Source organism: Flavobacterium sp. M31R6 (genome assembly GCF_013284035.1).
GTDB lineage: Bacteria > Bacteroidota > Bacteroidia > Flavobacteriales > Flavobacteriaceae > Flavobacterium.
The window spans coordinates 3,670,544-3,694,800 of record NZ_CP054141.1 but is presented as its reverse complement, the minus strand read 5'-3'; the positions used below and the strand labels follow the sequence as shown (position 1 = coordinate 3,694,800).

At 34.6% G+C, this 24,257-nt stretch carries 23 protein-coding genes; 8 read left to right on the top strand and 15 right to left on the bottom strand.

Annotated elements, in window-relative coordinates:
* Window positions 1–150: 150 nt before the first annotated feature.
* From HQN62_RS15255 to HQN62_RS15240, 4 genes are all read right to left on the bottom strand, one after another.
* Window positions 151–4,626 (bottom strand): T9SS type B sorting domain-containing protein, encoded by a 4,476-nt coding sequence (locus tag HQN62_RS15255; RefSeq protein ID WP_173505025.1) that lies wholly within the window; start codon window positions 4,624–4,626, stop codon window positions 151–153.
* Between the two features lie 22 nt (window positions 4,627–4,648).
* On the bottom strand, window positions 4,649–6,982 hold the full coding sequence (locus HQN62_RS15250; RefSeq protein ID WP_173505024.1) for a choice-of-anchor L domain-containing protein: 2,334 nt from the start codon (window positions 6,980–6,982) through the stop codon (window positions 4,649–4,651).
* A gap of 13 nt (window positions 6,983–6,995) precedes the next feature.
* Window positions 6,996–7,832, bottom strand: coding sequence for an ABC transporter permease (locus tag HQN62_RS15245; protein WP_116798494.1), 837 nt, complete (start codon window positions 7,830–7,832; stop codon window positions 6,996–6,998).
* 65 nt (window positions 7,833–7,897) lie between these two features.
* Complete coding sequence (locus tag HQN62_RS15240; protein WP_173505023.1) at window positions 7,898–8,791, bottom strand: ABC transporter ATP-binding protein; 894 nt, start codon at window positions 8,789–8,791, stop codon at window positions 7,898–7,900.
* 368 nt (window positions 8,792–9,159) lie between these two features.
* On the opposite strand from HQN62_RS15240, the gene HQN62_RS15235 reads away from it, so the two are divergent.
* On the top strand, window positions 9,160–10,227 hold the full coding sequence (locus HQN62_RS15235) for a hypothetical protein (RefSeq protein ID WP_173505022.1): 1,068 nt from the start codon (window positions 9,160–9,162) through the stop codon (window positions 10,225–10,227).
* 19 nt (window positions 10,228–10,246) lie between these two features.
* On the opposite strand, the gene HQN62_RS15230 is transcribed toward HQN62_RS15235, so the two are convergent.
* The 11 genes from HQN62_RS15230 to HQN62_RS15180 all read right to left on the bottom strand — a co-directional run bounded on the left by HQN62_RS15230 (window position 10,247) and on the right by HQN62_RS15180 (window position 17,577).
* The gene (locus HQN62_RS15230; protein WP_111408951.1) at window positions 10,247–10,489 is read right to left on the bottom strand and encodes a hypothetical protein; all 243 of its coding nucleotides are present in this window, start codon (window positions 10,487–10,489) and stop codon (window positions 10,247–10,249) included.
* 215 nt (window positions 10,490–10,704) lie between these two features.
* Window positions 10,705–11,763, bottom strand: a complete 1,059-nt coding sequence (locus HQN62_RS15225) for a nucleoid-associated protein (protein ID WP_173505021.1) — start codon at window positions 11,761–11,763, stop codon at window positions 10,705–10,707.
* A gap of 45 nt (window positions 11,764–11,808) precedes the next feature.
* Window positions 11,809–12,168, bottom strand: a complete 360-nt coding sequence (locus HQN62_RS15220; RefSeq protein WP_116797611.1) for a four helix bundle protein — start codon at window positions 12,166–12,168, stop codon at window positions 11,809–11,811.
* Between the two features lie 131 nt (window positions 12,169–12,299).
* Window positions 12,300–12,839, bottom strand: coding sequence for an IS1096 element passenger TnpR family protein (locus tag HQN62_RS15215; RefSeq protein WP_111408949.1), 540 nt, complete (start codon window positions 12,837–12,839; stop codon window positions 12,300–12,302).
* 429 nt (window positions 12,840–13,268) lie between these two features.
* On the bottom strand, window positions 13,269–13,871 hold the full coding sequence (locus HQN62_RS15210) for an HPP family protein (RefSeq protein WP_173505020.1): 603 nt from the start codon (window positions 13,869–13,871) through the stop codon (window positions 13,269–13,271).
* A gap of 10 nt (window positions 13,872–13,881) precedes the next feature.
* Window positions 13,882–15,153 (bottom strand): chloride channel protein, encoded by a 1,272-nt coding sequence (locus tag HQN62_RS15205; protein ID WP_173505019.1) that lies wholly within the window; start codon window positions 15,151–15,153, stop codon window positions 13,882–13,884.
* Between the two features lie 185 nt (window positions 15,154–15,338).
* The gene (gloA2, locus tag HQN62_RS15200; RefSeq protein ID WP_173505018.1) at window positions 15,339–15,728 is read right to left on the bottom strand and encodes an SMU1112c/YaeR family gloxylase I-like metalloprotein; all 390 of its coding nucleotides are present in this window, start codon (window positions 15,726–15,728) and stop codon (window positions 15,339–15,341) included.
* Window positions 15,725–15,985 (bottom strand): hypothetical protein, encoded by a 261-nt coding sequence (locus HQN62_RS15195; RefSeq protein WP_173505017.1) that lies wholly within the window; start codon window positions 15,983–15,985, stop codon window positions 15,725–15,727. The genes gloA2 and HQN62_RS15195 overlap by 4 nt, the downstream gene beginning before the upstream one ends.
* Before the next feature lie 64 nt (window positions 15,986–16,049).
* The gene (locus HQN62_RS15190; RefSeq protein WP_173505016.1) at window positions 16,050–16,508 is read right to left on the bottom strand and encodes an SRPBCC domain-containing protein; all 459 of its coding nucleotides are present in this window, start codon (window positions 16,506–16,508) and stop codon (window positions 16,050–16,052) included.
* 130 nt (window positions 16,509–16,638) lie between these two features.
* Window positions 16,639–17,097 carry a YciI family protein gene (locus HQN62_RS15185; RefSeq protein WP_173505015.1) on the bottom strand — a complete coding sequence of 153 codons (459 nt, stop codon included), beginning with the start codon at window positions 17,095–17,097 and terminating at the stop codon, window positions 16,639–16,641.
* A 21-nt stretch (window positions 17,098–17,118) separates the two neighbouring features.
* A complete protein-coding gene (locus tag HQN62_RS15180) occupies window positions 17,119–17,577 on the bottom strand; it encodes a DinB family protein (RefSeq protein WP_173505014.1) in 459 nt (152 codons plus the stop codon).
* 150 nt (window positions 17,578–17,727) lie between these two features.
* Between HQN62_RS15180 and HQN62_RS15175 the strand changes: the two genes are divergently transcribed.
* The 7 genes from HQN62_RS15175 to HQN62_RS15145 all read left to right on the top strand — a co-directional run bounded on the left by HQN62_RS15175 (window position 17,728) and on the right by HQN62_RS15145 (window position 24,220).
* On the top strand, window positions 17,728–19,887 hold the full coding sequence (locus HQN62_RS15175; protein WP_173505013.1) for a TonB-dependent receptor: 2,160 nt from the start codon (window positions 17,728–17,730) through the stop codon (window positions 19,885–19,887).
* Window positions 19,888–20,149: 262 nt separating this feature from the next.
* Window positions 20,150–20,563 carry a DUF2141 domain-containing protein gene (locus HQN62_RS15170; protein WP_173505012.1) on the top strand — a complete coding sequence of 138 codons (414 nt, stop codon included), beginning with the start codon at window positions 20,150–20,152 and terminating at the stop codon, window positions 20,561–20,563.
* 26 nt (window positions 20,564–20,589) lie between these two features.
* On the top strand, window positions 20,590–21,210 hold the full coding sequence (locus HQN62_RS15165; protein WP_116797620.1) for a hypothetical protein: 621 nt from the start codon (window positions 20,590–20,592) through the stop codon (window positions 21,208–21,210).
* A 24-nt stretch (window positions 21,211–21,234) separates the two neighbouring features.
* Window positions 21,235–22,590, top strand: a complete 1,356-nt coding sequence (locus HQN62_RS15160; protein WP_116797621.1) for a 2TM domain-containing protein — start codon at window positions 21,235–21,237, stop codon at window positions 22,588–22,590.
* 79 nt (window positions 22,591–22,669) lie between these two features.
* Complete coding sequence (locus HQN62_RS15155; RefSeq protein WP_173505011.1) at window positions 22,670–22,975, top strand: 2TM domain-containing protein; 306 nt, start codon at window positions 22,670–22,672, stop codon at window positions 22,973–22,975.
* Window positions 22,976–22,990: 15 nt separating this feature from the next.
* Window positions 22,991–23,344: a 2TM domain-containing protein gene (locus HQN62_RS15150; RefSeq protein ID WP_173505010.1), complete on the top strand. Its 354-nt coding sequence runs from the start codon at window positions 22,991–22,993 to the stop codon at window positions 23,342–23,344.
* A gap of 105 nt (window positions 23,345–23,449) precedes the next feature.
* Window positions 23,450–24,220 (top strand): LytR/AlgR family response regulator transcription factor, encoded by a 771-nt coding sequence (locus HQN62_RS15145; RefSeq protein WP_116797624.1) that lies wholly within the window; start codon window positions 23,450–23,452, stop codon window positions 24,218–24,220.
* The last annotated feature ends 37 nt before the right edge of the window (window positions 24,221–24,257 follow it).

The following is a 24,257-nucleotide window of genomic DNA, read 5'->3' as shown; positions in this document are numbered from 1 at the left end:
ATTCTGTTGGTTCAATGCATTTTGCGTGAGGGATAGGAGTAAGTTACCGAAGTAACACGGATAGCCCGACCCCGTTGTGTAAAGTGGCTGTATAGGCGGTATCAATATTTAGCCACTTTGCTCAACGGGGGCATGCCCAAACTCTTGTTTTTATCTTTGTAATGAAAAATGCCCTTTGGCTTCTCGGCCATCTTCCAGTTTTATGGTATACCAATAATCATCTGCAGGCATTGGGTTCCCGATGAAAGTTCCATCCCAGCCTTCAGTTGCGGCCAGAACTTGTTTGATTAGTTTTCCATAACGATCAAATATTAGAATTTTTGCTCCGCTATTGAATGTCTCATTAGCTCCTTTAATATTCCAATAATCATTATAGCCATCATTATTAGGCGTGAAAAATTTAGGAATTCCTAAAACTGCGATGGTTTTTTGAAGGGTACCACATCCATTTTTGTCATGGACATAAAGTTCATGTATGCCTGGGGACACATTTTCCAATATATTAGATTCTTGGAAGGGACCGTTGGGTAAATCTATGCTGTATCCATAATTTCCTTGACCTGAAATGTTTGCAGTGACCGTATTGGAGTCTGATAAATCTGAGATCGCAATCGAGTTAAGATGTGCAATATCTGAAGCAGTTACTGTTATACTTCGGGTTCTTTCACAGCCTTTTGCTGTAGCAACGGTTACCGTATAAATACCTTCTTCATTGACATTTAATGTGTAATTGTTTTCGCTAGGAATGATACTGCCGTCTTTTGACCAAATGTATTTGTAATCGCTGGTTGGTGTATTGTCAATTATTCCAGCATCAAGTTTGACAAAAAAGCTTGGTAAATTGGAACAGACTAATTGATTGGCATTTTGATTGTCGTTGGTATCAATATTTGGTTTTGGGTTTACTTGAAGTGTAACATAAGATCCTAATCCAAAACAGGCATTGTCGAGATTACTGTCTATTCGTACCCAAATTTCTTGTTGGTTCGGTGTTGTGTTTCTATAATTAGAAGGGTTTGGAATGGTATTAGTTTCAGCCAAGGCATCAGCTCCATTAGGGTAGAACTTTATGATATAATTCGAACTAGGAGATGGGAGCAAGGCTTGAATGTCAGTTATTACACTACTGAAATCAAAGGATGAAATACCATCTTTGTCGTCATTTGTTGCATCAATAAAATCATCACAGGTTTCAAGGATTTTTTTGAAGTTGGAATTGATCTGGGTTGTGGAAACGATTAGATTCAACTGTGCTATACTAAAACAGCCATTTGAATTTTCGACTCTTGCCCAAATACTTTTATTGCCACTAGTAAAGCTAATAGGATTTGTTATAAATACCGAAGCATCTTTTGTATTTGCTCCTGCCATCGTGGTGTAATAGGTGAAAGTCTCGATGGTAGAATTAGCCGAAATAAAGCTATTTTTTTCGGTTACATTAAAGTTGGAAATCCCATCTGTATCGTCATCACATTGCACGAGGGTAATTGGAGAATTTAAAACGGGTAAAGCGTAAATAGCCAAAGCGGCTATTGCAGAAGTTAGTCCACATACATTATTGTTTTTACTTAAAACAACGCGATATTGATACCCATTCATACTAGGAATCACTTTTGCAATAGTTAATGATTTAGTATTTGTTCCTGAATAAACAAGATCATTTACGAGAGTGTTCCAAGTATTTCCGCTATCTATAGATAATTGCCATTTAAAACCATCGGCATTAGATTCAATTGTAAAAGAGCCATTTTGTAATTCACAAACAGATTGATTTTGAGGTTGTGTTGTAACAAGAATTGGAGTTGCTACAATATAATTAGTATTTGGAACGGTGTAGCCGTTTGTTCTGCTGGTTACGATTCCTTTTGAATCCACTACAATTGGAGTATTTCCTAATTGACCGTCAAAATCTGGATCAGTAAAACCAGCTTCAATTACATCATTACAGCCATCATTGTCACTGTCTTTTTCAATATAATTTAATTCACCATCAGCATCTGAATCGGCAATGGAGTATTTTAATACTCCGCTATCAGGTGCGCTTTCCAAAATATCTAATAAGCCATTCGTTCCAACATTGCCATCAACTCTTCCGTCATTATTGCTATCCAAAGCGTTGTGTCCTGCTTCGACAACATCATAAATGCCGTCATTGTCACTATCTAAATCCAATACATCTTTCACATAATAATAGCTACCATTAAGATCGGCATCAGAATTAACTGGGTTTAATCCAGGTTCAAAATTATTGTCCAATCCATCTTTATTGCTGTCTACACCTGAAAGCGATTTAAAGCCTTTTCCTTGTCCTTCAATATAGTCAGGAATTCCATCGTTGTCTTTGTCAATATCGAAGGCATCTGGTATACCGTCTAAATCGGAATCAAAAGGATCTTTTGTATTGATGCTGAATGAAGCACTATTAGTTGTTGTGTCTGAAAGATTGTTGTGTTTAAAAATTAACGAAGTGATGTCATATCCCTCGATTTTAAAAGTCAATGAACCGGCTGGTGCAGGGACAGTACTTTTTAGACGAAAACGAATTTCAAAAGAAGTAAATTCTTTGACACCACTTTCATAAATCCCATCAAAATTAGTATCGATGAGTAGTTGATTATTTGGGTCGGTTATTGTTAATGTCTCATTGGAAGGAACAGATACAACAAAATCACCTTCTGAATTGGCAAGGTCAGTAATTGGTGTAGTTTGTACGTTTCCATCTATAATATACTGAAAAAATATTTTTTCAGGTTTGGTAAAGTTGACTGTATAAGTGTTTGAACTGTTTTTTCCTTCGGGAATAGTAGAAACAAAACCATAAGTTGGATAACCACTTACCGTTCCGTTTCCAGTAACTGATCCATTAAAGTTGCTGCCCAATAAAGGATTTGCTTGAGTTACAAAAATAAAGTTGCTTTCGTCAGTATTCAGAATTCCGTCATTATCCCAATCAATATCTATATTATTATTGGCTCCATCATTGTCAGAGTCCAGCGGGCAGTCACTAACAGGTATTTTATCTGAATATACATCACTTAAACAACCGGATATACTTCCTCGTACTTGGTAATAACCTGGATTTGTAGGAGTATAGCTGATGTTGGTAGCTGATGGTATCAGGAGGTCGTCTTTATACCACTGAAAAGTATCATAGGATGATAATGAATTTATTTTTAAAGATACATTTGGAATACAGGAGGAATTGGCAACGGCTATTTTACTGGATACAATTTCTGGTTTCAAATCAAAACCAGAATAATACCCTCCATAAGTTGCCGCACCATTTGTTCCAAAATAGGATACATATACTTGTTTGGTTGATTTTACCGCTATATTTCCAGATAAGCCTGATATAGTGTATCGTACGAATTTTGAATTTCCTGTAATAGCAATTGGAGGAGAAGTAATGGGGCCGTTGTTTAATAAAACAGTGGCTCCGGATTCGGTTACGATATTTAAGATTCCATTAAATGTTGTATTTCCTATAGATTGAATTTGAGGAATATTATCGACGGTATTGGGTGTAGAACAATTTATGGGAGGAACAAAAAATAAGTTTTGATTGGCAGGAGAATCCGATCCTCCAATACTCTGATAAGCAAACAGATTTTCGGTTGCGGTAATATATAAATTTCCATTGATGAATTGGCTCCCATCGAGAGCAATGTATTCTCCTTCGTTAAGTGTTTTGAATGGTGTAGCATTGCCATTGAGGTAAATTTGGGTATTATCGGAATGTGCCACTAATAAAACACGTTCCAATTCATCTGTTCCAATTCCTTTTACAAATACATATTCTTTTCCTGTTTTTTCCAATGAAACAATTTGGTCAAAACCTACATCCCTTCCTGCAGGAGACAAGCCACCACTATTTGGATTCATTCCCATTACTGAACTGTTACTTCCTCCAAACGAACCCGAGTTGACTACAACGGGTTTATCTGAGGTTACCAATGCACCAATTATTTTTGAGCTATTTGAAATAGTACTACCATCATCGTAGTTCTGTAATGCGAGCACATAACTTTCGTTTTTATTCAAAGTAACTGTAATGGGGCCAGAAACAGTAGAGCCGTCCAACAGTTTGGTTCCGTTTTGAAGGTTTGAAATGGTGACTTTGGTTCCGTTTTCCGTGGCGAGTATAGAAGCAAAATTCAATAATGTTGGATCAAAAAGTGGATTCAACATTGCACCTAGTCTAAAAGTGGTTCCGAGTGCACTATTCCCTTTAGAAACTAATCCTCCTGCGTGATTGTAACCTCTGTTGTTATTGATTCCAGCATTGACTCTGGCGCTTACATAGATTAAATCTTCGGCTTCAACTACGTATCCTTTATTGGCTACAATCCCAGTATTGGTTAGTGGGGTGAATAGTTGGGTATCATCACCAGCTCCAATACTATAGCGATAAGGATTGCTACTGTTTACGGTTCCATATATGACGCTGCCACCATTTGGAATTATCTTAAAGTTTACATTGGTAAGACTGGGTGTTGAGATGTATAAATATTGATCTTCAACAAGTCCAGTTGCTGAAATTAATGGCGGTATATAATGCGTTTTGCTGAACTGAGCAAAACAACTTAAACTGAAAAAGGATATGAGGACTAATAAGGTGTTTTTCATTTGTTAAAAATATTGATAAAAGCTATCTTTTTAAAGAAAAATGACCTTTTATTATTTTTCCGTCTTCAAAAGTTATGGAAAACCAATAATCATCTGAAGGAAGGTCTTTTCCGGTATAAGTTCCGTTCCAGCCATTGCTTGTGGCGTTGAGCTGTTTTAATAATTTTCCATAGCGGTCAAAAATCGTTATGGTTGATTTTGGGAGAGCTTCCAGATTTTTAATTTTCCAAATATCGTTAAATCCATCATTATTTGGTGTAAAGAAACGAGGATAATCTAACACATAGACTTTGTAGGGAACAGAAGTGCCACAACCGTTTTTGTCTCTCACTGTAGCCCAATAGATTCCAGCACTGAGCCCTTTAAAAATTGGACTGTCTTGGTAAAAATTACCATCTAGTGAAAATTCGTAATCTCCATTACCTGAATATGACAGTGAGACGGAGTTTTCGGATCCGGCAAAATCAGAAACGGCTACATCAGTGATAGTTCCAATGCCAGAAGGGGTAACGATGTATTTTTTTGTTTTTTGGCACCCTTTTGAGCTTGTTACAATTACTGTGTATTCTCCTGGAGATGTCACATTTGTTGTATTGGTTGTTGCGCCATTACTCCATAGATAACTGGAAAATCCGCTATCAACAGTCAAAACTTTGCTGGAACCATCACATAGTCCAGTTGTTTCGTCCTGAAAATTGGGTGGATCAAAAGTGTTTACAACAAGTGTTTCAGGAGTGATTTTATAACAATCCGGACCATTAACAATCCGGGCATAAATGATTTGTTGATTTGGAACTGTATTGGTAAAAAGATTGGGTAATTGGTTTTTTTGAGCAATGGCATCGATTTGATTTAGGTAATACTCAACAGTCAAACCAGAAGCTAATCCATTAATCACTTGTGGTGTAACTTTTGCATTCAAATCAAATTGTGTTATCCCATCCTGCAATGCATCTGCATCACAACTTTCTATTGGATTTTGTGTTGCGATGGGATTATTGGATATCGATAAATTCAATTGGGCATAATTAGTACAACCAAAGTCATTGCTTACTCGGGCAGTAAGAATTTCATTGGGAACCGAATTAGTATAGGTCGATGGATTCTTTATTGGATTTATTTCATTTTGGGCATCAGACAACGATTTATAATAAACCAATTTTGTCAATTTTGGATCATTGTTTTTTACGATGTTATCGACTTTGGTTAAATCAAATACCGAGATTCCATCGCCGTTATCATCACATTGATATAAAGTTGTATTGTTTACAGTGATTTGAGGCGCATATTCTATTTTTATTTCATCTTCGGCGGTACAAGTCGCTGGAGTTAAAGTAACTTTTACTTTATAAGTGCCAGCATCAGAAATAGTAAGAGTTGGTTTTGTTTCACCTTGAATTGGAGTTGTTGAACCGTCTTTATACCATTCGTAAGCATAATTTGTCGGGAGTTTGGTGTCAATTGTGAAATTTTCGCCATAACACAAAGGATTGTTCGTTGCAGCGGTACGATCTGGCCCTAAGTCGATATCTGCCGAAAAACTTCCTGCTTCCAAGAATATGGCTGAATCATAATATTGGTATTTATCATCGGCAATCACTAATTTGATATGATATGTTTTACCGATAATTACATCAGTATGGGCATTCATTTTTACAATTTGTCCACTATAATTAATTGGACTTGACGCGTTATTATAGCCGCCAAAATAGGATTCATTTATAGCAGGACATCCTGAATGAGAGGTTCCTAATGCATCTACTACATTATTTATGGTAGGATGGACATTTTTGGAAGATACTGGGGTTGTGGTTCCAGGTAATACGGCAATGTTTTTATAGTTATCTGTACTTCCTTTTTCCTTAATCAAAAAAGCAAAAGCATCCGAAAATTCGCAAGGAAAATACAGTTGGTATTCATTGGATGCAAAAATGTAATTGAAACTGATGGAAGTGGTTAAAGGAACAAAATCAAATTCGAGTACAGTGGCGTTAATGCTGGTTATACCTAATGTTTGATCTAAATCGGTATCTCCTTTCCACGATGGACTTCCTACTCCTTTTTGGTTTTGATATGGCCCAATAGCTTCTTTACTGCTTGACGTACTCAATAAAACCCCTTCTTTAAGGGGGAAATTACTGGTACCGGCATTGAAATAAGCATAACTGTTTTGACCAGATGTAAAGTTGTCTCCCGTTGCATTGAAATTGGAAACATTGGCACAAGTACTTTTTACCAAAACATTCTCAATTAGTTGTTGAGCAGTTTGGGTATCATCTACAGTTATGACTTGAGCATTTACAATGCCCAAGGTGAACAAAAGAATAATTTGTACTAGTAACTTCGGAGGATTCATAGAAACAAATATACTACAAATCTCTGTTTTTTAATATTCTATAGGATAGGAATAGAAAGATAATGGTCCAACATAAAACGATTACAATTGCGGAAAAAGGAACACTATAATCCTTGAGATTTTCAACGCCCATTTGGTCGCCAATTGATTTAATAAGCGATAATCTGGAAAATGGCTCTAATATTAAATTAGACATTGCTTCCAATGGAAAAAATTGAGTGATATAGCCTGCTGTTTTGCCTTCCGGAAAAAGACGAAAGTTCAAAATTCCTTTTGCAATGGCTTCGATAATATTCCAAACCAATAAAAATCCCAATGCAAAAGCGGATCGTTTTACCAATATTCCTAAGAATAAACAGAAAGAGAAAAATCCAACCAACTTTATAAAAAAGGCTAAGACATATTCTAAATCAGAAAAGACAATACCAATTTCAGTATATGACGAAAAGCTATAACCAAGAATTAAGGTCATTACAAAAACAAAAACAGTTGAGCATAATGAAAACAATACTATGGTTACGAATTTAGAAAGTATAAATTCTTTCTTGCTTAATCCGTCAATTAGGTTTTGTTTTAAAGTGCCGTAACTGTATTCATTCGCCATCATCGAAACAATCACAATAGCCAAAAAGAGTTTTAAAATAGCGGCAATATAAGTGTTGAAATGCCAGATATAAGGGAAATTAAAAATACCCATTTCGGCAACTTGAAAATGAATGTTACCAATGTCAAACCTAATGGAGGCAATCAAAGCAATAAAAGAAAGTAATATAAAGTAGGTCAAAGTCAAGACACGACTTGCTTTGTTTAGCCATATTTTTTGTAATTCTATAGAGAGTAATCGTTTCATGTTTTTAATTTTAGATTTTTGCATTGCCATTGCCATTGAAATTGACATTTGCTATTGCCTTTTTGCTATTGTTTCGTTAATTCTAAAAACTGCTCTTCCAAGCTGTTTTTACGTTTTACCAGATGGCTTAAACAGATGTTGTTGGAAAATAGAAACTGATTCAAATCTTTGGACTCTAATTTTGTTTTTAAGTAAACCAAAACTTTCCCTTCGGATGCAGTAATTTTTTCAACAGCTGGATGGGTATTCAATACTCGAACTAAATTGTCAATGTCATCCGCCTGCAATTCGAAGAATCCTTCATTGGCAGAGATACCATCAACAGGGCCGGTATAAAGAATTTCTCCTTTTCTTAAAACCATAACATGAGTACATACTTTTTCGACTTCGTCCAACAAATGTGAAGCCAATAAAATGGTCGTGCCTTTTGAAGCAATTTGTTTGATGATGTCCCTTATTTGATGAATTCCTTGAGGATCTAGTCCATTTGTAGGTTCGTCTAATATCAAAATCTCAGGATCATTTAACAGGGCAGAAGCAATGGCTAAACGTTGTTTCATTCCTAAAGAAAAAGTGCTGAATTTGCTGTCTTTTCTATCGTTGAGACCTACCAATTCTAATTTCTCCTGAATTTTGGAGTAATTGATGTTTTTTATTTTACAAACCAATTTCAGGTTTTCCTGAGCGGTCATGTAAGGGTAAAAATTGGGTCTTTCAATAATCGCTCCCACTTTTTTCAGAGCTTCATGTGTTTGAAGATTTCCATCAAACCAACTGTATTCACCAGAAGTTTTGTTCACTACGTTGAGAACGATACCCAAAGTAGTCGATTTTCCACTTCCATTTGGGCCTAGAATACCATAAACATTGCCTTTTTTTATTTCTAACGAAACATTTTTTAAAGCTTGAAGACTGCCATAACGCTTGTTGAGGTTATGTATTGAAAGAATTGTTTCCAAATTAGTAAGTGTTTTTTGTATAGGACGAGTTTGCTTTGTTTTTGTTACTCTAAGGATTCGAATATTTTCATTTAGAACACATTTATCCCAGAATCAGCATTAGATTTTATTACGCAAAGGACCACGAAGAATTCGCAAAGTTTCACAAAGATTTTTATGGGCCATTTATAGAATTCGTTTTTCCTTTTGCGCATCTTTGCGCGTCCTTTGCGAATCTTCGTGACATTTTTTCTACTGAGGAATCTTGGTTTGTGAGATGGTAAGAAACTGTTTAGCAGCTTAAAATCAAATGCTTTTATTGATTTAAAAAGGGAAAGACCTTGAATAAACAACCGTATTGATGTAAATTTGTAACAAATCTACCTGAAATGAGTGAGGCGCCTTTAATGTTTTTTAAAAAACCATGTTATCCTATAAATAGTTCATTAATGAATTATCTGGAGCGATTTGATCTTGTATCCAAAGAACCTGTTGTTTATGATGACCTTTTGCGATTTTCGGGTGCAATAAGTGTTTTTGATAAAAATGATCAGGATACCTTATGGATTAGGGTATATTATAATGAGTTTGAACGAGAAGAGATCGATTTGAATCTTAAGAAAGTATATTCATTATTGTATTCCGATGGTAATACCGATATTTTGAAGTACTTGAATGTTGATGCAATTGACTATTGTACTTTTGGAAACTCAAAGCCATTTAGAATAAAAGTCAGAAATATTTTGAATGACAACTACACTTATTTTTACATCAAAAAAGCCGATGCATCCAGAGTTTATGGTTTAGAATTAGAGCATCTTCTCTCTCCTTACAAAATTAATTTTTTGGTATTTAAAGATACTTTGATAGAAGAGCATATCACTGGAATTCCGGGGGACGTTTTTATGCAAACTTTATTGAATAAATGTTCTGAAACCGAAAAGGCACAAATTGCCAAAGAATTTGTAAAGTTCAATGAGCGTTGTATGATTCGTTTGTTGGGAGATATGAGATCGTATAATTATGTTGTTATTCCGATTCATGATTTTGATCAAGTTGTCTATAAAATTAGACCAATTGACTTTGACCAACAATGTTATGAAGGAAATTTTAAAGTGTATCGACCTCAGTTTTTCAAAGAAAACTATCCTATGATTCAAAATATAAAGAACAAACTTCAGGATCGTTCTATAGAACAATATAAAAATGAAGAGCGCTCGGCATTGGCCAAAAGAATTAATACTGCCGAAAGCAGGATTAAGATTCTGATGAAAATTATGGGTAATGACAATATCTCTACAGAAGAAAACTTGAATAAACTCAAATTGGAATTGTATCGTTACACGAACGACATGAATTTTAAAAATGCAAAATCAATGGGGAATGTATTGAGTGCCGCTTTTGAATTTGTTACCAGAAATTTCAATAGCTCCAATTTATTCAGACCTGGATTTTAGAGAAAATATTTTAAAACAATTACATTGACGAAAGTCTCTTTCTAGTGTAATGATTCAATAAAGTTTCATTTATTTTTTTTAACTCAGGAGTTAGAAATGTTTTTCTGTCCTGTAAATCATTGGTTAATTCAACCTGACAAACGGTGCATTTATATTCTTTGAAATGACCTGTTACGTTTCTGACAGTCACTATTTTGTGGCCAAAAATGGAACAGGCAGTTTTTTTATCGACAAATTTCGACATAAAATCTAAGAAGCTCATAGTGTGGGGGTTATAAATTTCAACAAACGTATAAAAAAAACACTTATAATTCAAATAAAACCGATGAAATGCGTGTTTTTTTACTGAAAGAAGTGTAAATCTTACAATAATGTTATTTATATAAAATCGATAGAGTTTATTGTTAAAAAAAATCCCCAACTATCTAAGCAGTTGGGGATTGTGATTTTATTGAAATAATTCTTTACGAATACTTATTAAGATTTCTCTTCCTTATTGAAATAAACCAAATAGTAATACATCTGTTTTTCTTCGTCCCATCCTTTTTCCACAAATTTTTCGGCACTTTCAGGATTAATAAAATCCATTTTTATTTGGATATGAGTATCAAGGTTGATTACGTTCTTAATTGATTTTCTGGCGTCGCTTACCGCTGCATTGGCAATAGGGAAAGAGGTTACGTCTTCAATACTGTATTTTTCTCCTTTGTCTACTTTATAATTTTTAAATTCTGGAATCAAGTCTGGGTTGTCCAGTACTTCATTCAAGAAATTGGTTTCTTCAAATTGATCGTTTTTTGCAAAATAATTTACAGAACGATTCATAAACATTACCTCTTCTTTTTTGTCTTCGGCAGGGAAAACAACATCTTTAGCAAAACCTTGACAGAATTTCAAGTATTTTTTGGTGATAAAATTTTCATCCTCAAATGCATCTACCGATAGAAAATGCTCCAACCAATATCTGGCATCATAACGATTGCTGTCAACCGATAGAATTTTGTATCCTTCTTCTTTTTTGTAATTAAAAATCAAACAACCTTTGTCCAGTTTGCTTAAGCTTACTCCATGTTGCAATATCATTTCCAATTGTGTTCCTTTTTCTTCAAACTGTAAAAAGTCGGATTGGATCTCACTTTTGAAAATACCGATGGCATCAACTACATTGTTGTCAATACTTAAATTGGTCAAATAAGTTACATATACTTCACCATTTTTGATATGCGGGTGGTTTGATTGTTCAAAAAGGTGGTTGGTCATCTTTTTGGAAACATCATGCAAAGCACTTGGATTGTTGAAAATTTCAGTAGCATATTTAAACATGTCATTGTAGTCCAAATCCACTTCGTGAGCAAATTGAAAGTAATTTTCTTCTTTTTCCTTAAACGGTTTAAAGAAAAACTCTTTCATCAATGGTACAATCTCATCGTTTAATCTAAAAGGTTCTTCCGATAAAAAAAGAGGCTCGTTACGACTCATGTTTCCCACACGGTGTATGGATAACGTTTCAATGTGCGTGTTGTACAGGTTGATCATTTTTTTTGAGTTTCTGAGGGACTAAGTTGCTAAGTTTCTGAGATTTTAATCGCGTTCTTTTATTTTTTTTATGAAAGCAATCAACATTCTTTCCACTTCTCGACTATCCTCATATAGGTTAATAAATTCTTCTTCTTTTAAAAAATGTATGTTTTTGGCAATTTCTAATTGAGTTTGCAGTTCAAATAAAGAACCTACAGAAATAGTGAGGAATCTTAAGAGTTCGTTTTTACCATCTCTTCCAATTCCTTCTGCAATATTACTAGGGACTGAAACGGAACACCGTCTTATTTGTGATGTTAAGCCGAAAATTTCTTCCTTGGGAAATGTTTTGGTATTGTCGTAAATTTTTGTTGTCAATGACATGGCTTTCTGCCAAACTAATAGTTTTCTAAAGTTGCTCATTTTTTTCTAAGATTCTAAGTTAGTAAGTTTCTAAGCTCCTAAGTTATTATCTTTTTGAGTAAAAAAACCTACAAATTTTTAAAAAAAAACTTAGAAACTTAGCACCTCAGCAACTTAGCGACTCAAAAAAACTAATTCCAATTCTCCTCAAAGCCATAGTCTTCAAAACTATCGTCTCCTTCGAACATGTCTAGATCGTCTTCGTCTAAATCGTCTTCAAATTCGCCATAGATATCATCATGCATATCGGCTTCAAAGTTTTTCTCGATAGCTTCGTCTGGCATTTCTCCGTGAGAAAATATAGTTTCTGGATACGTATTACCTACAATTTGTTCTTCGACAGCAGCAAGTTCCACTAGGAAAGTCCACATATTGATAAAGTCGTAAACATAAATAATCTTGGTATTTTGCTCGTCAAGTATGTCAGATAATTGATAATCACTCATGATTTTTTGCTCACCAGGAACATCTCCCGTATCAAACATAGAAATCTCATCTTCTTGATTCCAAGTTTCGTCGCAGGTATAGAAAGAAGCAACTTCCATTCCGTCAAAGCCAAATGAATTGAAAATAGCATTGTGTAAATCTTCTAAAGTGTCTTCTGCAAGTATTGCTATGTCTCTAAAAATGTCTTCCTCGGCATCTAGAATGACTCTGAATTTATAAACCATAATCTTTGTTTTTATTGAAAGAGCAAATGTAAAGTTTAATTTTAGATTTCAAATTTATGAATTGGGTTTTGTTGAAAAGATTTTGTTGGAAGCTGATTTGATTAATCCCAAGACTTTATTTCACAAAGGAACACAAAGGAACACGAAGAAGACACAAAGCTTCGCAAAGTTTTTTATATCAATCTAAAGAATTCTTTATTTTCGTTGTGAATCTTTGCGTCTCCTTTGAGCATCTTCGTGATATTTTTTGGATAATTACAAAAAAGCGAAATCTCTTTCTTTAGCCCCGATAGCAGTGAAAATCATTATGTGCCGGGGTTCGGTACATAATATTGTAACGGATTGCTTCGCCAATTCGGCCTTCAGCCTCGTGTGCGGGACCAATGCCGGCTGAAAACACCAAATTTTTCTGCTCCAAAAGAAACAAATTTACTTCTTTCCCGTCAACCGTTTTCTGATTTTATGATAGTGTTTGTGGTAGGTGGAATGACTCGGATACGTTCGACTCGGAGTCATGTTATTAAAAATTAAAGCCGTCAGGAGTAAAATCAGTACACCGATTAGAACAGGCGAAAACACATACATATATCCTAAGGCTTTTATTTTGTCGGAACCAATCACGGCGATTAGTGCGGTTGCTCCTCCGGGTGGATGCAAAGTTTTGGTGATTTGCATGAGAATTATGGAAAACGAAACGGCTAGGGGAGCGGCTATCCAAATAATATCGGGAACTAATTTATGAACGGTAACGCCTATTATAGCCGAAATTACATGTCCTCCAACCAAATTCCTTGGCTGTGAAAACGGACTTTGGATAATTCCATAAACCAATACACTCGATGCTCCAAAAGAGCCAATTAAGTAAACAGCATCATTTCCTTTAAAATGGATGGATTGTATATAAGCAAGAACCCCGATGCCGACAAATGATCCTAAAAATGACCAAAATTGCTCTTTATAATCAACTAAAGTTTCTTTGTAAAGGATGTATTTTGTTTTGCGATAGGTTCGCTTTATTTTTTGAATCGGCATGAGAGGAATATTATTTTGCTAAACCAGGTGAATAAGTATAAACCGTAAATGGATAAATCATTTTTGCAGTGTATTTCGAAATCAGACAAACTACTAAAATAGGAAGGAATAAAGTGTAATCATTCGTTAATCCACAAACTAGAAAAATGGATGTAAAAGGTGCGTGAATACTGGCACTTAATACTGCGGCCATTCCGATGATGATGAAGTTTATTGGAATAACATTGGCCGAAAAATAAGTGTTTAAAACTAAGGCAACCAATAATCCAAGAAAAGCACCAATAAAAAGACTTGGTGCAAAAACACCTCCATCGCCGCCCGAAACCAGGGTTGCCGATGTAACTATCGGTTTTAGGATTAAGATTCCAATGAATGTCAAAACGATTGACAATGTTAACTGTGTTTCGTTTGGATTTACAATTAGTTCCTTGATAGCGTGATAGCCTTCACCATAGAGTTGTGGGAATAAAAGTAATGAGATGCTCAAAATACTCGAACCTATGATGATTTTGAAATAATGGGTTTTTATTTTCGAAAATTGAACTTTGAAAAACAATACACATCGAGTTAAATAAACGGAAGTGAATGCAGCCAAAATTCCCAAAAGGATGAAATAAGGAATTGCCTTTAAATGCCAAGTCGTAATAATAACGTTAAACAATGGTTTTTCATTTAACAGAAAAATAAGTCCAAAAGCGGTAGCAACTGCAATCAAATTACTGATTAGGAATGCACGGGTAACTTTTCTTGAAATAACTTCTAAGGCAAACAGAATTCCTGCAATTGGGCTACTGAACAAAGCTGTAATTCCTGCGGCAACGCCAGCACAGATTAATTCGGTTTTGTATTCTTTGAAGACATTCTGTTTTCTTTGCGCTACAGAACCAATGGTTGCCGATGCGACAACGGTAGAAACTTCTATTCCAGTTGAGCCTCCAAAAATCACGGTCAATAATCCGTTGATGAAATGGGAGGATATTTTGTAATTGGGTAAGTTCTGTGATTTGGAATTGGTGCTTTCAAATATTTCCTTGATGCCTTTGTTTTCTTTTTTCTTAAAAAGATACTCCCGAAGAAAATAAATAACGGACAATCCAAAGATTGGAAAAAGGATATAATATAAAGGATTAATTGAGGCTTGGTGAGCAAATATTTCTTCGTAATATTCGGTTAGTTTTTTTAAAGCAACTCCCAGAAAAGCCGAAAGAAAACCAATTAAAATAGAAATGATAACTAATTTTTGGAGTTTTAAGAATTGAAAATTTCGTACTGTTTGTATCATTTTCTTTATTTAAACCGGATAGGCTGGATTAATTTTGATAGAAACGAACCTTTTAAACTAGATAAAAAGGTCCGTTTTATTTTTTTAGGAATACAAAGCTAAAGAAAGAAAATTGGAATTGTATTAGATGCCAGTTATAATAACAATGTTTTGTGATTTCTTTAAGAAATAGAGTACGGTCGTTTTTATTTCTCGTAAAACTCAATGGGCGTGTTATCCGGGTCTGCCATGAAGAAGAATTTTTTATCGGTAAATTCGTCAATGCGTATTTCTTCGGCATCGCAGCCTTGTTCTAAAATGTATTTTCGGGTTTCCTGAATATTATTTACTTCAAAGGCTAAGTGTCGTAATCCGGCCGCTTCCGGACCGGAAACTCGTTTTGGTGGATTTGGGAATGAAAATAACTCAATTATAAAATTTCCATTGAGTGCCAAATCCAATTTATAGGAATCCCGGTTCTCACGATAGATTTCTTGAATGATAGTCAATCCTAAAATATCAATATAAAAATGTTTTGATTTTGAATAATCGCCAGCAATTATGGCAATGTGGTGTACTTTGTTTAATGTAATCATTGTAGATAGGTCATGTTAGGTAAATTTGCATCTGGATTTTGTTCCAATGCTTTGGTATGCAATTTATCAATTAATTTTTTTGTGTTCACTATAGAATTTATCCTGAAAAGAAACAGCACTTCGTTTTCATCATCGACATTTTGCCAAATATGCTCCAGATACATTTCTTCCGAAGCGTGAAAGGCTCTGTCATTTTCCAAAATTTCTTTGATGGTTTCAAAAGGAACATTTCTTAGTGTTGCTAGGAGGTGTGGCATTTGTTTTTGTTTTTTTAGAATTATTAAAAACTTTATAGCTGGGTTTAAGATGTTCTTGAAATTGTTATTTTTCGCAAAGTTCTTTTAACTTGTCTAGTGCTTTTGGGTAGGTCTGTTTCATATAATCAACAAAATCTTCTGCGGTGTCTAAGTCAACAGTAACGGTTGTAGTCCCATTGTTTTCTTCGAAGGTATAGTTTTCAAATCCGTTTGCCCATTTTTCCACTTCTGGTCCTTCTGTAATTTCCTTGTCAGCTTTAAAAAGGCCATAATGTTGAATCGAAACAAATTGATTGGGAATATTTTCAGCTATCTTGGAAACCATACCTCCCTTTTCTCCTTTTTCATCTACTCCAAGAAATAGAATTTTATTTCCCTTGTCCCAACTTCCTTCATAGGTTGATGTCGGGTTAAACAAAGAAGTCCATTGCTCATAAGTTGATTTACTGTTGGTGCCAAGCATAAAATCATAAATCTTGGTCACAGGTGCATTGATGCTTACTTTGAATTGTAACTTTTTCATAATATTAATATTTGTTTAAATTAATCTTTTGATTTGTTATTTTCAGTAAAGTTGTTACCTGTTTTGGAATGTTTTTTACAGTCTTCGGATGGCTTTTGGACTATTAATCGAACTCACCTCTTAAAAAAAACTAGATTTTGTTTTTCGTTATTTTTTCGTGAATCTTCAATATTTCCTGTAATGCCGCGGTTCCGTACCAAGGTGTTAATTCGGCTTCAAAAATATTTGCTTTTACGGCTGCATCTGTGGCCACGAGTTCTTTTGCCTCTTCGATCGTGCTGACATTAAAAATGTAAAGACCCCGATAGTTTTTGTCATTTTTCATAAATGGCCCAGCCAAAGCCAATTTTCCTTCTTTTGCCAAACGAGTAATGTTGGCCATATGTCCCTTGAACAGTTCGTTTTTTTCTTCGTCTGTTGCTGTGGTGTTGCTTCCGGTTTTCAAAATGCAAAACACATATTGTTTCATTCCGCGTTCATCTGCATTCAGGGATTTGGCGAGTTTTTCGTCATAAGTGGGATTAGCTTCTTGTGCAAATCCAGTTGCAGCAACGAACAAAAAAACGATTAATAGAATACAATTTTTCATAGTAAGGTCTATTAATGAAAATTAAATTAACTTTTTGAGAATAACAATTTGCCCTAAATGATAAACATCATGCTGGATTATTCCGTGAATATGTTCGTAATACGTATGATTGTTGTTAATATATATTTTTTCTAAATCTTTGTCGTCAAAATCATCAAAAAAAGCATTCCACAATTCCTGAGATTTTGCCAGATTTTGGAGTGATTGGTGCCAGGCAACTTCTGATGGGTCTAAAACGGGTACAAAATAATTATGGTCAGGAGTTGTGATTGTTTCTCCTTGCATACGCCTCAAAATATTCCTTCTCCATTGTATGAGATGATTGACAATTTCCCAGATTGTGTTTAAATCAGGATTGATTTTCCTGTAGGCCTGTTCTGCAGTTATATCTTTTAAAGTGTTTGTCAAAGTGACTTCAAGCCACGGATTGCCATCATAAATGGACTGATATAGATTCGAAATTCTTTTACTTTCTGACATATCAATGATTTTTTGCAATTCATAGCTAAGATACAAAATAAGTAATTGACAACTCATCCCCAATTTTCCCCAATTGGGTCAGAACAATTTCAATTCCCTTTTTTTCTGGATGATATTTGTCTCATCAAAATCATCAAAATGATCAAAATCATGAAAACCATTTTATTCGCCATCGTTTCTTTATTTAGTTTCACACTTTTTTCGCAAACCACTATTTCAGGTAAAATTGTCAATGAGAAAGGAGTTCCAATTGCAGGTGTCAATGTTTATATTGAAGGCAGTTATGATGGCGCTTCCACTTCTGAAAACGGTGACTTTGCATTTGCCACCACGGCCACAGGAAATCAAAATTTGGTAGCAAGTTCATTGGTTTACGAAACTTCAAATATTGTTATAGATGTAGCGCATTTTCAAAATCAAACTATTAAACTTAGGGATAATGTCAATGCACTTGATGCAGTAATAATCACAGCGGGCTCTTTGGAATCTGGAAGCAAAGCCCGCATGTCTGTACTGAAACCTTTGGATATTGTAACTACAGCTGGCTCGGCAGGAAATATTGTGGCTGCTTTGCAATCTTTGCCAGGAACTCAAAGAGTTGGAGAGGACGGAAGACTGTTCGTTCGAGGAGGTGAAGCCAATGAAACCCAAACGTATGTCGATGGGATGCGAGTGCCGCAGCCTTATGGTTCGACACCAAATAATTTGCCTACTCGAAGCCGATTTTCGCCTTTTCTTTTTAGCGGTATTTCCTTTTCTACAGGTGGATATTCTGCCGAATATGGCGACGCTTTATCGAGTGTTTTGCTTTTGAATACAATAGATGAGCCAGATCAAAGTAAAACGGAAATCTCAGTAATGACTGTAGGTGTCGGTCTTGGAAATACTCAAAAATGGGAAAAGAGTTCTTTTAGTATTAATACTTCCTATATTAATTTAACGCCTTATCAGGCACTTGTTCCCCAAGATGTAGAATGGAAAAGCGCACCACAGTCTTTGTCAGGAGAAATGGTCTACAGATACAATTTTGAAAGAGGAATTTTTAAGATGTATGCTGCTTTTGACGCTTCTCAATATGTTATTAAACAAGAAAATATCAATTCGATTGACAAAATCACGGTCGATTCCAAAAACGATAATTTCTATCTTAACTCTTCATACAATGGTTTTTTTGGAACCAATTGGAATATTACTGCCGGCTTGAGTTATGGTTATAATCAAGTGAAATCGGACATTGATTTGGATAATTATGGTAATGTGGAAAATGCTGTGAATATGAAGCTGAAATTAAAAAAGAACATCTCCAATCGTTTTAAATTGTCTTTTGGAGCCGATTATTTTATTACCAAATATACTGAAGATTTTACCCGAAACGCAGGGAACACCTTTGATTACGGATATGACAACACCATTGGAGCATTATATACCGAAGCCGATATTTTCTTTTCGAAAAAGTTGGCAGCAAAAGTTGGTATCCGCGCTTCCGCAAATGAATTAACAAATGACAATTCTATTTCTCCAAGAATTTCATTTGCTTATAAAATGGCAAAATTCAGCCAATTGTCTTTTGCGTATGGTGATTTCTCCCAAACGCCAAGTGTCGAGTACATTAAGTTTTCTAAAAACAATCAGTTTGAGAGTGAAAAAGCGTCCCATTATATTTTGAATTATCAATACAGCAAAGAAGGGCGTACACTTAGAGCTGAAGCCTATTACAAAGATTACAGTAATCTGACTCGATTTGACAGTCCTACAGTTGCCTACAATTCAATATTTACCAATGATGGAACAGGATATGCCAAAGGTTTGGATTTGTTTTGGAGGGACGGGAAAACCATCAAGAATCTCGAATATTGGGTTTCGTATTCGTATATAGATACCGAGCGTTTGTATAAAAATTACCCAACTCAGGTGACTCCCAATTTTGTTCCAAACAATAGTTTGTCTATAGTGACCAAATATTGGATTCCGGAATGGAAATCCCAACTGGGTTTCACCAATTCATTTAGTACGGGAAGACCATATAACAATCCGAACGAAACCCAATTTATGAACGGAAAAACAAAATCATACAACGATTTGAGCTTCAATTGGGCTTATTTGTTGACTACTCAAAAGATTTTGTATTTCTCGGTTTCGAATGTTTTAGGGGCAAATAATGTGTATGGATATAATTATGTTGTTCGACCTGACGCCAATGGAGAATACAGAAGATGCGCCATCAAACCGGCAGCGGACAGATTCTTCTTTATCGGTTTCTTTTGGACCATCAGCAAAAATAAAAACGACAATCAGTTAAAGAATTTATAAAGGTGCTAAGTCGCTAAGATTCTAAGTTACTAAGAAAAAAACTTAGAGCCTTAGCATCTCAGAAACTTAGAAACTTAAAAAAACAATTCATCCATCAAAATTGACAGTTCGGTATTATTTAGTTTTAAAAGAGCTAATGTCAATATAAATTTGTTCAAGAATAAAAGCAATAACAATAGCAATAACAATAGCAATAACAATTTCAATAAAAATAAAAAAAAGAGTTTCAATCACCATTAATCACAACTAAAAATCAAAGACCATGTTAAAAATCATCACCGCAATCGCATTTTTCATTTGTAGCTTATTATCAGCTCAAAATGTCAATCTTACCGTTTCTGTTTCAGGTTTAAAAAGCAATACAGGAATTTTAAAAGTAGGTTTGTACAATTCGGATGCTACGTTTCTGAAATCAACTTACAAAAGCATTACTTCTGAAATTAAAAACAACAGTGCCATTGTTACTTTTGTTGGTATTCCAAAAGGAGAATATGGAATATCGACCTATCAAGATGAAAACAGCAACGGAAAATTGGACAAAAATATGATGGGAATCCCTTCAGAAGATTTTGCCTGCTCGAACGATGCAAAAGGATTTATGGGACCTCCAAAATATGAGGATGCCAAATTCAACATCGACAAAAATTCAAAAATAGAAATCAAATTCAATAACTAAAAAATAACCATTTAACATAAATCAAAATGAAAAAAATTATCACCACTATCGCATTATTTGTAGCTGTAATAAGTTCAGCCCAAGGACAATTTGAACAAGGAATGGGAAAGGCACTTCAGCTTTGGAAAGAAGGAAAAAATACCGAAGCTTCAGATATGTTTGAGCGTATTGCTTCTGCAGATAAAACCAGTTGGTTGCCTAATTATTATGTAGCGCTGGTAAACACCACCACTTCTTTTGGAACTCAGGATAAAACTCAAGCTACTGCTTTGCTGACCAAAGCACAGAATGTCTTGGATGTTGAAATGATAAAAGATCAAAACAACTCCGAGTTGTACGTAATGCAAGGTTTGATTTATACTGCTTGGGTTGTTATAGATCCGATGACAAACGCAATGAAATATTCGTCTAAAGTTATGGAGGCTTACGCCAAAGCAAAAACTTTAAATCCAAATAATCCAAGAGCAGTTTTTGGTGAAGTTGATTATCAGTTAGGAGGCGCAAAATGGACTGGTGTTGATACAAAACCGCTTTGTGCACAAGTTGATAAAGCTATCGAACTTTTTGCTACTTTTAAACCGGAAACGCCTTTTTCTCCAAAATGGGGATTGGATAGAGCATTAGAAGCTCAGAAAAACTGTAAATAATTAAATTAATTTAAGCTGATTATAATGAAAGACTATAGAGATACATTTTCTGATTTAAAAAGTGGAACGATTACATGTTTCAAAATTTCTATGGTCTTTACCGTTATTTTTTCAGCTTTGTTAGGGAGTGATTTTAGTATAAAAAATGTTTTAATAACCTTCTCTTTGAGTTGTTTGTATTCTTTTGGTTTAGGTTTTGGAAATGGTTTTTTAAATCATTTGCTTGACAGAAAATGGGATTGGTTGGAGCAGACTAATTTGAGGGTTTATTACGGAATTTTGGTTACTGTTTTGTACACGATTCCGATTGTTTTGGGAATCGATTATATCATTTTCGTGGTTTTACAAAAAATGCCATTGGATCAGTTTTTTAGTGAGAGGATGGTTTGGATTCATCTCTTTTACATCATTTTGTCATTAGGGGTTTCAATTTTTATGCAGGCCAGAAGTTTTATGGTAAAATGGAAACAGGCTTCAAAAACTGAAGTAACTCAGCAAAAAATCATCGCCGGAACTGCAAATGCCAAGTTTGAAACCTTAAAAAATCAAATCGACCCACATTTTCTTTTTAATAGTTTGAATGTTTTAAGTTCATTGATTGAGGAAAATCCAGAAAATGCACAACGTTTTACCACTTCTTTGTCCAAAATATACCGCTATGTTTTGGAACAAAAAGACAAAGAACTGGTTTCGGTTGCCGAAGAGTTGTCATTTGCCAAAACGTACATGAATCTTTTGAAAATGCGTTTCGAAAACAGTCTGTTTTATGAATTACCGGAAACAGATATAAATCCAGAGGCCAAAGTGGTGCCGCTTTCTTTGCAGTTGCTTCTGGAAAACACTGTAAAACACAATGTGGTTAGTGAACAAAAACCGTTGCACATCAGAATATTTATTGATAGGGATTATTTGGCAATTCAAAATGATTTTCAAAAGAAGGAAGTAATTCAAAGTCGTCAAGGCGTAGGATTGCAAAATATTGTCGATCGCTATGGAATTATCACCAATAGAAAAGTGTTAATCGAACAAAATGAAAAAACATTTACGGTTAAGATTCCGATTTTAACCAAACAAATTAGCGTTATGGAAACAACTTCAAATTACAACGAAAATAGTGCTTACTACAGAGCAAAAAAGAGAGTAGAACAACTCAAAGGATTCTATGGGAACTTGATTTCTTATTGTTGTGTAATTCCAATTTTAATATTTATTAATCTCACCTATATGCCAAAATTTCATTGGTTCTGGTTCTCTGCAGCGGGTTGGGGATTTGGGTTAACGATGCATGCTTTTAAGGTGTTTGGATACGGAACCGATTGGGAAGAGAGAAAAATTAAGGAAATATTGGCCAAAGAAAACAACAAGCAGAGTTGGAAGTAGTGTTCAGTTTTCGGTATTCATTACGAATCTAAAATCTATCCCGATAGCTATCGGGATTAAAATCTAAATTTTAAAAGTCATGGAAAATCAATATACAGAAGAAGAACGCTATTATATAGCGAAAAAAAGGGTTGAGGAAATTAAAGGTTTTTATGGAAACTTGATTTCATATATTGTGGTAAATTGCTTTTTATTAGTATTAAATCTAGTAACATCACCCCAGTATTTATGGTTCTTTTGGCCTTTATTGGGATGGGGGATTGGTGTGCTTTTTCACGGATTGAAAGTTTTTAATTATTCACCGTTTTTTAATAAAGAATGGGAAGAACGAAAAATTAAAGAATATATGGAAAAAGAAGAGCAAGCAAAAAAAACGTGGAATTAATAATATAAAAACAAAATGGGAAGATATAGAAAACAGTTATTTGAAAATTTTCAGGATGAAAATTTTAATCCAGACACTAGATATGAATTGGCTTATAAAAGAGTGAAAAGAATCAAAGGGTTTTATATTCATTTACTGGTTTATGTTTTGGTAAATGCTTTTATAATTGTCTCTAGTTTTAATAGGAGCGTATTGGGAAGCGAAGTTTTTTTTAGATGGGAAACATTCTCAACAGCTTTGTTTTGGGGCATCGGTTTGGTGGCTCATGGAATGTCTGTTTTTGGTAGAGACCTATTTTTTGGTGCCGACTGGGAAGAAAGAAAAATCAAAGAGTTTATGGATAAAGACAAAAGCCAAAAGTGGGAATGAGTTTGGGGTTTAAAGGTTTAATGTTGTTTAAGGGTTTAAAGTTTTAAATTATAACAACTAAGAGCTATTCACTAATCACTAATTTCTAATCACTAACAAAAAAGAATGACCACAATAATAATAGAAGACGAAAAACCGGCGGCAAGATTGTTGCAGCGCAAACTCGAAAAAATAAATGTTCAGGTAGAAGTGATGCTTCATTCTGTTGAAGAAGCCTTGAGCTGGTTTTCCGAAAATGAACATCCCGATTTGATCTTTTTGGACATCCAATTGTCGGATGGTTTGTCATTTGAAATCTTCGAAAAAACAGACATAAAAAGTGCTGTTATTTTCACGACTGCTTACGATGAATATGCATTGCGTGCATTCAAATTAAATAGCATTGATTATCTTTTGAAACCCATCGACGAAGATGATTTGGAAGTGGCGGTAACGAAATTTAAAGACCGTTTTCAGCTTTCAAAAAAGACAGATAATGAATCCATACAATTGGATTTTGAACAGATCCGAAAAATGCTTTCCAACCCTTTTGAAAAAACATTCAAAAAAAGATTTACCGTTAAAATAGGGCAGCACCTCAAGGTGATTTCCACCGATGAAATCGAATGTTTTTTTAGCGAAAATAAGGGAACATACATTCACACTTTCGACAACAGAAATTATTTGATGGACTGCACTTTGGAAGTTTTGGAGCAAGAATTAGACACTACTGATTTTTACAGAATCAGCAGAAAATTCATTATCCCGCTAAAGGCAATAAAGGAAATTGTAGTGTACAGCAACTCCAGATTAAAGATTATTTTGCCAACTTATAAAGAAGATGAGGTGATTGTAAGTCGAGAAAAGGTGTCGGATTTTAAAAATTGGATAAGTTAAAAGTGACTTCAAATTATTATTGATGTGATTTATTTTA